The 12886-nt window shown below is 63.5% G+C and carries 10 protein-coding genes, 1 tRNA gene and 1 pseudogene; 5 read left to right on the top strand and 7 right to left on the bottom strand.

Annotated features, from left to right (window positions below; genetic code table 11):
* Positions 1-4 precede the first annotated feature (4 nt).
* Positions 5-1666, top strand: coding sequence for a DNA repair protein RecN (gene recN, locus BPET_RS07855; protein WP_012248473.1), 1662 nt, complete (start codon positions 5-7; stop codon positions 1664-1666).
* A gap of 60 nt (positions 1667-1726) precedes the next feature.
* On the opposite strand, the gene fur is transcribed toward recN, so the two are convergent.
* On the bottom strand, positions 1727-2149 hold the full coding sequence (fur, locus tag BPET_RS07850; protein WP_012248472.1) for a ferric iron uptake transcriptional regulator: 423 nt from the start codon (positions 2147-2149) through the stop codon (positions 1727-1729).
* A 160-nt stretch (positions 2150-2309) separates the two neighbouring features.
* On the opposite strand from fur, the pseudogene BPET_RS26350 reads away from it, so the two are divergent.
* Together BPET_RS26350 and dapB are read left to right on the top strand one after the other, a co-directional pair.
* Positions 2310-2867, top strand: a pseudogene (locus tag BPET_RS26350) (outer membrane protein assembly factor BamE); the annotation flags it as partial.
* Positions 2868-3098: 231 nt separating this feature from the next.
* Positions 3099-3890, top strand: coding sequence for a 4-hydroxy-tetrahydrodipicolinate reductase (gene dapB, locus BPET_RS07840; protein WP_012248470.1), 792 nt, complete (start codon positions 3099-3101; stop codon positions 3888-3890).
* A 46-nt stretch (positions 3891-3936) separates the two neighbouring features.
* Here dapB and murB read toward each other — a convergent pair whose 3' ends face one another.
* Positions 3937-4998, bottom strand: a complete 1062-nt coding sequence (murB, locus tag BPET_RS07835) for a UDP-N-acetylmuramate dehydrogenase (protein ID WP_012248469.1) — start codon at positions 4996-4998, stop codon at positions 3937-3939.
* A 132-nt stretch (positions 4999-5130) separates the two neighbouring features.
* Here murB and BPET_RS07830 point away from each other — a divergent pair.
* Together BPET_RS07830 and BPET_RS07825 are read left to right on the top strand one after the other, a co-directional pair.
* Positions 5131-5206 (top strand) — tRNA-Gly (locus BPET_RS07830).
* Positions 5207-5432: 226 nt separating this feature from the next.
* Positions 5433-7364 (top strand): tyrosine-type recombinase/integrase, encoded by a 1932-nt coding sequence (locus tag BPET_RS07825; protein WP_011489372.1) that lies wholly within the window; start codon positions 5433-5435, stop codon positions 7362-7364.
* 208 nt (positions 7365-7572) lie between these two features.
* Here BPET_RS07825 and BPET_RS07820 read toward each other — a convergent pair whose 3' ends face one another.
* From BPET_RS07820 to andAc, 5 genes are all read right to left on the bottom strand, one after another.
* Positions 7573-7875 carry a YciI family protein gene (locus BPET_RS07820; protein ID WP_029044453.1) on the bottom strand — a complete coding sequence of 101 codons (303 nt, stop codon included), beginning with the start codon at positions 7873-7875 and terminating at the stop codon, positions 7573-7575.
* Positions 7876-7978: 103 nt separating this feature from the next.
* Positions 7979-9364, bottom strand: coding sequence for an MFS transporter (locus BPET_RS07815; protein ID WP_012248466.1), 1386 nt, complete (start codon positions 9362-9364; stop codon positions 7979-7981).
* A gap of 204 nt (positions 9365-9568) precedes the next feature.
* Positions 9569-10546, bottom strand: a complete 978-nt coding sequence (locus BPET_RS07810) for a PDR/VanB family oxidoreductase (RefSeq protein ID WP_011489369.1) — start codon at positions 10544-10546, stop codon at positions 9569-9571.
* Positions 10547-10643: 97 nt separating this feature from the next.
* Positions 10644-11123, bottom strand: a complete 480-nt coding sequence (gene andAd, locus BPET_RS07805) for an anthranilate 1,2-dioxygenase small subunit AndAd (RefSeq protein ID WP_011489368.1) — start codon at positions 11121-11123, stop codon at positions 10644-10646.
* A gap of 2 nt (positions 11124-11125) precedes the next feature.
* Positions 11126-12388, bottom strand: a complete 1263-nt coding sequence (andAc, locus tag BPET_RS07800; protein ID WP_012248465.1) for an anthranilate 1,2-dioxygenase large subunit AndAc — start codon at positions 12386-12388, stop codon at positions 11126-11128.
* Positions 12389-12886: the final 498 nt, after the last annotated feature.

Raw genomic sequence — 12886 nt, 5'->3', positions numbered from 1 at the left:
GGCCATGCTGCGCACCCTGCACATCCGCGACTTCGTCATCGTCGAACAGGCCGAAATCCATTTCGGCGCCGGCTTCACCGTGTTTTCGGGCGAGACGGGCGCCGGCAAATCCATACTTATCGATGCCCTGGCGCTCGCGCTGGGCGAACGCGCCGACGTCGGCGTGCTGCGCGAAGGCGCCGCGCGCGCCGACATCACCGCCCTGTTCGACGTGCCCGACACGCTGCGCGCCTGGCTGGCCGAGCGCGACCTCGACGGCGGCGACGAGCTGGCGCTGCGCCGCGTGGTAGACGCCCAGGGCCGCAGCCGCGGCTACATCAACGGCATGCCGGCCACCCTGGCGCAACTGCGCGAACTGGGCGACAGCCTGGTCGACATCCACGGCCAGCACGCTCACCAGAGCCTGATGCGCACCGATGCCCAGCGCGACCTGCTCGACGCGCACGGCGGGCACGGCGAATTGCGCCAGGCCGTCGCGCAGGCCTGGAAAGACTGGCGCGCGCTGGCGCGGCAGCTCGAACTGGCCGAGAAAGACGAAGCCGGCCTGGCGGCCGAGCGCGAACGTCTGCAATGGCAGGCCGACGAACTGGCCCAACTGGCCTTGCAACCCGACGAATGGGACACGCTGCAAACAGAACAGTCGCGCCTCGCCCACGCCCAGGCCCTGCTCGACGGCGCCGGGCAGATACTCGAAGCGCTCGACGGCGAAGACGATTCCGCCGGCCGCCGCCTGAACACCGCGCAGCACCGGCTGCAGCAAATGCTGCGCCACGACCCCGCGCTGCAGGGCGTGGCCGACGAGCTCGAATCGGCCCGCATCGCGGTGTCCGAAGCGGTCTCCGACCTGAACAACTATGTCAGCCGGGTCGATCTCGACCCGCAGCGCCTGGCCGAAGTCGAAACGCGCATGAGCGCGGTGTTCGAGACCGCGCGCAAATTCAAGACCGAGCCCGAGGCCCTGCCGGCCCTGCGCGAGTCTGTGCAGGCGCAACTGGCCGACCTGCAGGCGGCGGCCGATATCGACGCCCTGCGCGCCCGGGCCGACGCCGCCGCCGCGCAGTACGAAACAGCGGCCGGCAAGTTGTCGGCCGCGCGCGCCAGGGTGGCCAAGAGCCTGGGCAAGCAGGTCACCCAGGCCATGCAGACGCTGGCCATGCAGGGCGGGCGTTTCGAGCCCATGGTGTCGCGAGCGGCGCCATCGGCCCACGGTAGCGACCTGGTCGAATTCCTGGTGGCCGGCCATGCCGGCACCGCGCCGCGGCCGCTGGGCAAGGTGGCCTCGGGCGGCGAACTGTCGCGTATTTCGCTGGCGCTGTCGGTCATTGCCAGCCGCGCGGCGCGCGTGCCCACGCTGATTTTCGACGAGGTCGACAGCGGGGTGGGCGGCGCGGTGGCCGAAGTGGTAGGCAAGCTGCTGCGCGAACTGGGCGAGCGTCACCAGGTGCTGTGCGTAACGCACTTGCCGCAGGTGGCGGCTTGCGGTACGGCGCAGTATCGGGTCAGCAAAACGGAAACGGCCGGCACCACGCGTTCGCACATTGCCGAACTGGATGCGGGCGAGCGCGTCGAGGAAATCGCGCGCATGCTGGGCGGCATCAAGATCACCGCCACCACGCGCGAACACGCGCGTGAAATGCTGGGCGGGCTGGCCGAGCCCTCGCGCTAGCTAAGGCTGCGTTGCGGGCATTGCGCAACGCGATCGGCCGCCGCCGCGCGCGTCATGGGCTTAACGGGTTTTTTGGCAGTCGCCGCAGATGCCGTATAGCACCATGGCGTGGCTTTCGAGCGCAAAATTGTTGTCTTTGGCAACCTTGTGCTGGCGTTTTTCGATGTCGGGATCGGAAAACTCGACTACCTTGCCGCAATTCGTGCAAATAAGGTGATCGTGGTGATCGCCGTCGTTGAGCTCGAACACCGCCTTGCCGCTGTCGAACTGGCTGCGGCTGAGAATGCCGGCCTGCTCGAACTGGGTCAGCACGCGGTAGACAGTAGCCAGGCCGATTTCGACGTTTTCGCCGATAAGCGCGCGATACACGTCTTCGGCGCTGAGATGGCGCTGATCTGCTTTACGAAAAATGTCCAGAATTTTCAGGCGCGGAAAGGTCGCCTTCAAACCCATGTTTTTCAATTCGCTTTGGTCGGTGGTCATGGTGTAATCGGTCTCCGTCCGCGGTGTGGCATGGGCAGATCGCGGCAAGCGCGCCGGCAATGTACAGCCTTTTTGCCGCCCGGCGGAGCTACCGCAATATGAAACCTTTATGATAACGGTTTTACTGGCTTTAAATCACAGATAGGGGCGCTTGGAGTCCATGATTGCACGTATTCCGACCCGGTTCCTGAAAACCGTGCTCGCGGCGGCCACGGTTACGGCCGCCCTGGCGGGCTGCACGTCCGACAAATGGGGATTCCCGTACAAGGCCCCCGTGCAGCAGGGGAACTGGATCACCCAGGAGCAGGTGGCCTTGCTGCAGCCTGGCATGACGCGCGAGCAGGTGCGCTTTGCCCTGGGCAGTCCCACCCTGACCAGCGTGCTGCATGCCGACCGCTGGGACTACCCTTATTACTTCAAGCCAGGCTACGGCAAGGCGCAAGAGCGCAAGTTCACCGTCTGGTTCGACAACGACCGCCTGGTGCGCTGGAGCGGCGACGAACAGCCGGAACTACAGCCGTTCCAGCTCGACGCCGAGGGCAAGCCGGCCCTGGAAAAGGCCGACGAGCAGATCGACGCCGACACTGCCCGCCAGGATGCCGCCGGCATCAACGGCCCCACCGCGCCTGAACCCGCCGATCCGGCCCAGCTGCCCGCCCTGGGCACGCCGCCGGGCGGCGCGCAACCGGCCGAGCCAGCCACCAGCGCCGAGCCGGTGCCGGCGCCCGACATGGGCGGAGCGCAACCCGACGCATCGCAGGCGCAGAACCCGGCCGCCCAGCCCGCCGCCACATCGCCCGCCCGGCGCGAGCTGCGCCTGAACTCGCCCGACGCCCTGCCGCGCAGCAGCATCGGGCAGCCGGGAGGCGGCGCCGAGCCGCTGCGCTAAGACGCGGCGCTCGCCCCGCCGCACCGCGCGGTGAGCGACTGACACTGTAAAAGGAACCTTATGCGTATCGCTATTGCCGGCGCCGGCGGCCGTATGGGCCGCATGCTCATCGAAGCCGTGCTGAACAGCCCCGACCTGCAACTGGCCGTCGCCCTGTGCCGCGCCGGCTCAACGGCCAAGGGCCAGGATGCCGGCGCCTTCCTGGGGCGCGACACCGGCGTCATCGTTACCGACCAGCTCGACGCGCTGGCGCAGGCCGACTGCCTGATCGACTTCACCCGCCCCGACTCCACACTGCATCACCTGCAGGCCTGCGTGCGGCATGGCACGCGCATGGTCATCGGCACGACCGGTTTCGACGACAACGGCCGCGCCGCCATAGAGGTGGCGGCGCAGAAAATCGCCATCGTGTTCGCCCCCAACATGAGCGTGGGCGTCAATGCCACCCTGAAGCTGCTGGAAGTGGCGGCGCGCATCCTCAATTCGGGTTACGACGTCGAAGTGTTCGAGGCGCACCACCGCAACAAGGTCGACGCGCCGTCCGGCACGGCCCTGAAAATGGGAGAAACCGTCGCCTCGGCCTGGAACGTGGCGCTGCCCGACGTCGCCACCTGGACCCGCCATGGCGACACCGGCGTGCGTAAACCGGGCACCATCGGCTTTTCGGTGGTGCGCGGCGGCGACATCGTGGGCGACCACACCGTGTATTTCTGCGGCACCGGCGAGCGCATCGAGATCACGCACCGCTCGAGCAGCCGCGCCACCTATGCCGAAGGCGCTCTGCGCGCCGCGCGCTTCCTGCAGGGCCGCCATAACGGCCTGTTCGATATGCAGGCCGTGCTGGGACTCTGAGCCCGCCTGCGCGCGCCGCTTGCACGCCAGCGTCAGGTGTCTGGCGTCAGGCGCCGGCCGCCGGGGCGTCGCGCCACACGACCGGTTCGGGCTCCAGCGCCACCTGATAGCGTTCGGCCACATCGCGCTGAATGGCGGCGGCCAGGGCCATGATGTCGGCTGCCGCGGCCCCGCCCCGGTTTACCAGCACCAGCGCCTGCCGGTCGTGCACGCCGGCCGGCCCCAGTCGCCTGCCCTTCCAGCCGCATTGATCGATCAGCCAGCCCGCGGCCAGCTTGTAGCGGCCGTCCGGCTGGGGATACGACACCAGCCCCGGATACCGCGCAGCCAGATCGTCCCGCACGGCGCCATCGACCAGCGGATTCTTGAAAAAACTGCCTGCATTGCCGATGACGGCGGGGTCGGGCAGCTTGGCGCGCCGGATGCTGCATACCGCATCGAACACGGCGCGGGCCGTCGGCGTGCCAGCCAGGCTTGCCTGGCGCCGCAGGTCGGGATAGTCGAGCACCGGCCGCCAGGGTCGCGGCAGCGCGAAGCGCACCGACACAATGACCCACGCGCCCGGCGCATCGTGCTTGAACGCGCTGTCGCGATACGCATAGCGGCACGCGGCGGCGTCCATGTCGACCAGGCGACGCTGCCGCACATTCCAGGCCGTCAGGCCCAGGAAGCGGTCGGCCAGCTCGACGCCGTAGGCGCCGATGTTCTGCACCGGCGCGGCGCCCACCGTGCCCGGGATCAGGGCCAGGTTTTCCAGGCCGTCCCAGCCATTGGCCACGCAAGCCGACACGAAGCCATGCCAGTTCTCGCCCGCGCCGGCCTCGACAATCCAGGCGTCGGGCCGGGCTTCGAGCAGGCGCACGCCGCGCAATGCCACGTGCGCCACCAGGCTGTCGACCTGCGGCGGCAACACCAGGTTGCTGCCACCGCCCAACACCAACAGGCCGCGATGGCGGCTGGCCAGCGTCGACAAGGCATCGAGTTGCGACGGCGACCGCAAGCGGACAAAAGCCGGGGCGCGCGAGGCCAGGCCCAGGGTGTTGAGCGAGGTCAAATCCTGGGTGGCGGGAACCAGAGTGGCGGGCAAGGCCCGGGAGGAATCCGGCATGTAAGAAGGGGCGGCTGAAGACAACAGCCCACATATTAACGGCAGGCCGCAAATACGTTTGCACACGGCCTTGAAAACCGCTATGATGCCGGTCTTCGCTGATCGGCCTAGTGTTTTAACAGCCCCAGCAACGCGGGAGTAGCTCAGTTGGTAGAGCGCAACCTTGCCAAGGTTGAGGTCGCGAGTTCGAGACTCGTCTCCCGCTCCAAGTTATGATCTACAGACTTCTACTGACGTCTGTAAGTCGTTGAAAAGAGGGGCTTCGGCCCCTTTTTTCATTCCAGCGAGCGCCACGGAAATCCACCCACAGCCAGCCTTTTTTAGGCGCCAATCTAGGCACAGGAATACGGGTGAGGCGGCTTCCGGATAGTTGCTGGGGCTGAGCGGGAACCATGACGAGCATAGGGCCTAAGTCATTACTTAGGAGCCTCGAAATGGCACTCTCTGATCTGATCGTCCGGCAGGCCAAGACCACCGGCAAACGCTACACCCTCTACGACAACGACTGCCTGAGCCTGATGGTCTCTGCCGCAGGCGGCAAGTCTTGGATGTTCCGCTACTCCTGGCTGGGCAAGCAAAAGCGCATGGCCCTGGGCGGCTATCCTGCCCTCAGCCTGCGCGAGGCCCGCGCCGAGCGGGACAAGGCCCAGGCCCTGATCGCCAGGGGGATCGATCCCCAAATCGAACGCGATCAGCGTCGGCACGCGGCCAAGCTGGCCGGCGAATACACCTTCAAGAACGTCTTCGATGCCTGGGTCGAGCATCGCCGCAAGGAACTCAAGGAAGGCCGCCAGAGTACGCTTTCGCAGATCCTGCGCATCTTCAACAAGGACGTGCTGCCCACCCTAGGGAAGATGTCCATCTATGACATTCGCCGGCCCCAGCTCCTGGGCGTCCTGGCGGCGATCGAGAAGCGCAAGGCGTTCACCACGGCCGAGAAGGTCCGCACCTGGTTCAACCAGATGTTCCGCTATGCCTTGGTCATCGCCGAGGGGCTGGAAGTCAACCCGGCTGCGGACCTGGACGTGGTGGCCGAGCCCAAGCCCCCGGTGGCCCACAACCCCTATCTGCACCTGCCCGAACTGCCCGAGTTCCTTCAGAAGCTGCGACGCTACAACCCCCGGGGCTGGCAGACCCAGCTTGGCGTGCGGCTACTGTTCCTGACGGGGGTGCGCACGGGCGAGCTGCGGTTGGCCGAACCCGAGCAGTTCGACCTCGACCGGGGCTTTTGGATCATCCCGCCGGAGGTCGTCAAGCAACTCCAGGACGAAATGCGCAAGGCCGGCAAGCGGCCGCAGGACGTGCCGCCCTACATCGTGCCCCTGTCCCTGCAGGCCATCGAGATCGTGCGCTATCTCCTGGGCGTGATGCGGCCGGCGCAGAAGTACCTGCTGTCGCACCGCAGCGAACTCAAGAAACGCATCAGCGAGAACACCCTCAACAAGGCCGTGCAGCTCATGGGCTACGAGGGGCGCCTGACCGGGCACGGCATCCGCGGCACCATCTCGACGGCACTCAACGAGATCGGCTACCCGAAGATTTGGGTGGACGCGCAGCTTTCGCACTCCGACCCCAACAAGGTGAGTTCGGCCTACAACCACGCCAAGTACGTGGAGCCGCGTCGCCGCATGATGCAGGACTGGGCCGATCGCCTGGACCTGCTCGAACAGGGCGAAGTGCAAGCTGCGAGCGCGCACCTGACCATCCGTATCGACGGGGTGCCAGCGATGGCGGAAGTGGAGGAAGCGGTGGACGTGGCCCCGACGGTCGCCGAGCCCGGTGTCTCCGGCTCACCGCCCGTGGCGGCCACGCCCATCGTCGTGACCCCCAACAGCGGCGGAATCACGTTCCAGCGCCTGTCGCAGGTGCCGCCGCCTCCGGCGCATGCTCCTGAGTCGGAGGTCTCTGCCATCCAGCGCGAGCGTGAGGAAATGCTGGCCATGTACGAGTCGCCGAACAATCTGCCGGTCGCGCTGTTCGGGAAGCTGGCTGGGAAGTCCAAAGACCAGATCAACCGCGAGCTGAAGGCAGGCAAGCTACTGTCCATCAGCTTGGGCAACCGGGGGCAGCGCGTTCCCGACTGGCAACTGGTGCCGCTCAAGCGCCGGCTGGCCCAAGCGCTCATGAACCAATGCCCGCATGTAGATTCTTGGGCGCTGTATCGTCTGTTGACCAAGCCCCATTCCAACCTCGGAAACCGTGCAGCCATCGATGTCGTCACACCGACCAACGTGGGCAAAGTATTGCAAGCCGTCACGCCCTATAAGGAGTTCGAGCGCTCCAGTACAGACGAGACACCCCAGTTCTCCGAGTTCGTTCGCCAGTTGCAACGCCACGTGAATGCGCTCGAAGAAGCGCCGTGCTGACGAGCCAGGACTTCGACGCCAACGGCGTGCCGCAACGCGTGTTTACCTAGACGCTAGGAGTGCGTTAAATCCCGTCGTGGGCGGCTATTGCAACGAACTGATCAACCAGACGGCCAAGACCGACTGCAATTCCTCCCGGTAAGGTTTTTCGCCTCCGCGTCCGGATGTCCGTTCCTTGAGCGGCGGGTAGGAGGCCTGTACCCAGGATTTATGAGGTTCCCCGCCCCAAGGTCCATTCCCATGTGCGAACCGACAGCTCGGCAAACAGACCTGCCTGTACGTAGGGGTCGTGGGCCACGAAGGCGTGCACGTCGTCGATATGCGCCGCCTGCACAACGAGAAGCGTGCCATCCATGGCGCCTTGCGTGTCCAGCAACGGCCCCCCATGGACAACATTGATCGCGTGGCCCGGATGCTCGCGCAGCCAAATGCGATGCGACGGCCGTACCCGCGCACGCACTTCAGACATGCCAGGATGATCGGTTGCAATGACGATGAAGAAAGAAGCAATACTAGGCGCGCCTTCCGGCGATGCTGGCTGATTGGCATTCATGGCGAGTTCTTTCGGAGCTGTGGTGGGGCATGTTCTATGAAGAGTCGTTAGATCACAGCGATCAAGAGTCGCGGCCCAATACCACGCCTGCAGCAGGCCGCCCTGTCGCCCACGATTTCTTGGCCGCCTCCTTTTCATTCGATGCCGACTTCGCATGGTCAATGCAGAAGATCAAGATCGCCGCCAGCAAGCCTGGAATGCCGATGGCAACGAAGTTGAGCCCCAGAGGCAATTCGGCGCCCACAAGCGCACCAATCACGATCGGCGCCACAATGGCTCCCACACGCCCGACACCAAGGAACCATCCCAGCCCGGTTGCACGAATCGTGTTCGGGTAGAACTGGCCCACGTAGGCGCAGCCTACGATCTGCGTACCGATGGTCGTTCCGCCTGCAAGACCGATCAGCACATAACGCAGGCTAGTGCTGACCTCCTGCCCCAGCATGGCCAACGAGCCTGCCGCAATCAGATACATGCTTGCGAGCACGTACTTGATGTGGAGCCGATCCGCTAGCCAGCCGCCAGCGATCGCGCCCAAAATTCCTCCCAGGTTCATCACGATCACGAAAGTCAAGGCTGAGCCGATGCTGTAGCCCGCCGAAGCCATCAGCTTGGTCAACCAGGAGCTCAGCGCGTACACCATGAACAGGCACATCACGCATGACAGCCAAAACAGTACGGTGCTCGGCGTGCGACCGTCCTGGAAGAGCTGCCTGACCGGCGCGGTTGCACCGGCTTGCTCGGCGCCGATGCCGACAAAGGTGTCATCCTGATGGGGTGTGTACGTGGGATCAATTTTCGCGGCGAGCTGTTGCAACGCGCGCGCGTCCTTCCTCCGAATGAGGAACGGCACCGACTCAGGCATGCTGCGGAGGATGAACGGGATCAACACGATCGGCGCGGCGGCCAAGAGAAAGACCGACTGCCAGCCATGGACCTCAATCAGCGATTTTCCAAGCACTGCCGCCAGCACCCCACCAACACAATATCCGCTGAACATCAGCGCGACCAACATGGCTCGCATGCGCTTTGGCGAGTACTCCGTCATCTGCGCGATCACATTGGGCATCACTCCACCGATGCCCAGGCCTGCCACGAAGCGGGCCAGCGCAAAGGTCTTGGGGTCGTTGGTCAGGCCGGCCGCGGCCGTGAACGCGCTGAACAAAAACACGCAGATCGCAATGGCTTTGGGGCGGCCGATGCGCTCACCCAACGTGCCGAAGAGCAGATTTCCGAACAACATGCCAAAGAGCGCCGAACTCACCATTAAACCGGCATGCGCCGGCTCGATCGACATCGCCTGCATGATGCTCGGTAGCGCAATTCCGGCGACGGCAAGGTCGTAGCCGTCCATGACGATAATCAATGCACACCACAGCAATATGCTGAGATGGAATCGGTTGAATTTCGCGTCCGCGGTGAGGGAGGCAAGGTTGATCGTACGCATCCGATTCTCCGGTTAAGAATTTACGTGGGCTCATGAGGACCTTTTCGACCCCATCCTCTTCGTTGTTGCAGTCCCTGCTTTTGGGGGTGCACTGAACGCAGACGCGCGATATCGGATCGAGGCTCCGTTTTCGATCCACCAGGACACTCTGGATCAAAGGCAATCGCCTGGCAGTGGCCACGTGCTACGCGATTGCTCCTGAACTCAGATATCGAGCACCAGACGAGCGGACTTCGACCTGGAACAGCACGGTAGGAACTGGTCGTTCTGGGCCTGCTCCTCCGGGGTGAGGTACATATCACGGTGATCGGGTTCGCCACCCAGTACACGCGTGAGGCAAGTACCGCAGACGCCTTGTTCGCACGAGGCGGGCAGTTCGATCCCGTGTGCGGCCAAAGCCATTAGCACCGTCTCATCGGCGGCTACAGGGATGACCTCGCCGGTGCTCGCCACCTGGACCTCAAAGCTGCCATCGTTCTCTGATTGCGGAGGCTCGGCTTTGAAGAACTCGTAGTGCAACTGAGACTCGGGCCAGCCCGAGGCCCGCGCCGCTGCGAGGACCGCATCCATAAAGCCGGATGGCCCGCAGGTGTACAGATGCATCCCAGGCTGAGGGCAGGACAGCAGAGCAGGCAGATCCAGCTTTTGCTCGGGCGTGCCATCATCGTAGTGGTGGTGCACCTGCGCCGCGTAAGGCGCTGCCGCGAGCGCGCCGCGGAAGGCCGTCGCTTCGGCAGAGCGAGTGCAGTAATGCAAAGAAAACGGCCGGCGGGCAGTCGCCAGTGATTGCGCCATGCAAAGCAATGGCGTGATTCCGATTCCTCCTGCAAGCAGGAGACTGCTCTGGGCTGATGCACTCAACTCGAAGAGGTTTCTTGGCGTGCCGACAACGAGCTCGCTGCCTGCATGCACAAGGTCGTGCATCGCCACCGATCCCCCTCGTCCCTGCGGCTCCTTGAGAACGGCGATCTGGTAGGTTTCTGCAGCGGTGTCGCATAGCGAATATTGGCGCGTCAGGCCGCCCGGCAGTTGCACATCGATGTGTGCCCCCGCGGTGAACGTGGGAAGAGGCTGGCCGTCCACACTGGCCAACTCAATCAGGACAATGTCCTTTGTTAGAGCCTCTTTGCGCACGACACGAACACGCAATGAAGCAGGATCGGGAAGGAAGGCAGTATTCATCGTTCTCACAAAATAGTCATTGCCTCACCGTTTGAGTGGCGGCCTGCATTGAGAGGTTGCATACGGAAATCGGCATTCTCAACATCGCCGCCAAGTCTCAGATCGGAGTGGCCAGCAGAGTCTGTACGCGCAAGGTGTCGTACATCACACGCTTGGCGCGATAACGCCAAACGCCGTTCGCCTTGACTACTTCGTCTTGGTAGGCCCCCGCCTGATAGATAGAGGACTCGCCAGTCAGGCCGGTGATGACCACGACATAACTTGACGTCGTTTGCACGGTGTCCTGTGCCACGTTCGTCAGAACCAGGCCCGAAACCAGGTGCCGGTAGGTGTGGCTTTCGTAGATGTTGGCATTGCGCAGCGAGGTCACCCGGTCGCGTAGCATCTTCTGATTGCGACAGTAGATGACCGGCGCCGGCAGCCCTGCATCCACGTTCTCCTTTGGAATGATTTCGTATCGACAGTCCTCTGTGAAAAATTGCGGCCACGCCTCAAGGTTTCCGCTGTCGAGCGCGCTCACGTACTGGTGCTGCAAGATTGCGATTTCGGTCCAGAGTTGTGCGTTGTTCGTATCCATGCTCAGTACCCCATCAATGCCTGGTAGCTGGTCCAGAAGCGTCGGATCATGTATTCCGTGATCGAAGAGTCCGTCTCCTCTGGAACGTCCTGGGCCATAGCGATGTACGAATGGCTGTCCGGATCCATGCGCGTGGCGCGCTGCACCAGTTCTGTGGCCTCCGTGTCCTCCATCGAGATGTAGCCTGCGGGACCGACGAGGTTGGCCTGGAGGAGGCGCAGTTCGCGCAACTCCGGGGTATCGTCCTCGTAGCCGAAGAAATGAAAGATCAGCTCGAAGTTGTTCGGACCCTTGGGGAGCAACTGGCGCGCCGCCAGCGTGTTGTGGATCTGCTGGATCACCAATTGGGGGAGGATGGCCTGGATGTTGTTGGTGGTGATTTCTTCGTACTCTTGGATCTGCCCGAGCAGGGTTGGGTCTTCCAGCACGAGCTTGTTGTTCATCGTGCGCACCTTCTGGGCCTCGTAGGCCGCAGCGGTATTGGTATCGACTTCAGGCTTGGTCGAGGTCAAGAGGCTGTGCAGGCCGCCCACATCCGCCATCTGGCGCACCTTCATCCCCACGCGGTAGATGTTGAAGGTTGTGTGAAACAGATGCAGAAGGCTCGCGTGGTAGCCATCCTTGACGTTTTCCAGGTACAGCTTCCAGTTGGATTTGGAATACTGCCGCGTGCAGCCGAGATAGACCACCGGCTTGTGAAAGATGCGGTCAATCCAGGGGCGCATCATCGGACCGATGTAGTCCTCCAGCGACGGCGTGTCTTGGCGAAAGGTGCCGAACACCAGCCCACGGTAGCTGGCGACGCGCACCTGCTGCAGACCATGCTCTTCGGTCTTGAAGTCGGCCGGCATGCCGGCCATTCCATTCTGGCCCCGGCGGAACGGGACGCCCAGCAGATCGCCCTTTGCCGAATAGCCCCACTGGTGATACACGCACGCATGGGAGCGGGCGTTGCCACGCAGCTCGCGGCAGACCTGCGCGCCGCGGTGCGCGCATCGATTGACCCAGCATGACAACCCATCGGGCGTGCGCGTCACGACTACCGGCGTGTCGCCGATGAAAGTGCTCTTGAAGTCGTACACGTTCGGGATCTCCGCCTCCAAGCCGAGGAAGGACCAGGTCGCACCGCGAAAGATTCGCTCCTGCTCGCGGTCATACACTTCCTGCGAACTAAAGACCCGAAAAGGCACTTCGGAACCATTGGGCTGTAAAAAAGACACTGTGCGCTCGGCATGCGCAGACGGCTTGGCGACCATTTCGGACATGGCTTAGTCTCCTTTTTCAACATTGCGTTGAATGGAGTCTAGGAACGCCTGCTCATCTCAGCTATCCGCTGCGCGAATATGTATATGAATCAGAATCCGGATTGCGAAAATCCAAGGGATATCCCCAGAGTCCGAAACTGGTGAAAATAGAAAGACCCCAGGCGACATGCCATGCGGCCGGCCTTAGCGCGTGCGCGTACTTTCTTAATTGTTGAATTGATCGGCTGGGCGATTCCGTACCTTGGAGCGGCGCCAAGAAGGCCGTATCAGACGGATGTCAGCGATGAAGAGTGGAGCTTTGCTGCGCCGTACCTTGCTTGCCTTCATGGCCGAGGACGCTCCGCACCGCGATCCATTGCCTTAACGAACTGAGGGCTTGGCACTCCGGGGCGTCCACACACGCTCTCAGGCTGGTACTGCTACGGTGCTGTCTTGGCTGCCTCCGCCGCCTGCGTAAGCATGGGGCATAGACCAAGGGCAGGATCAGGATCACCACGT

Source organism: Bordetella petrii (assembly GCF_000067205.1).
Lineage (GTDB): Bacteria > Pseudomonadota > Gammaproteobacteria > Burkholderiales > Burkholderiaceae_B > Bordetella_A > Bordetella_A petrii.
Note: the sequence above shows the minus strand (reverse complement) of the source record. Positions and strands in the feature narration are given on the sequence as shown.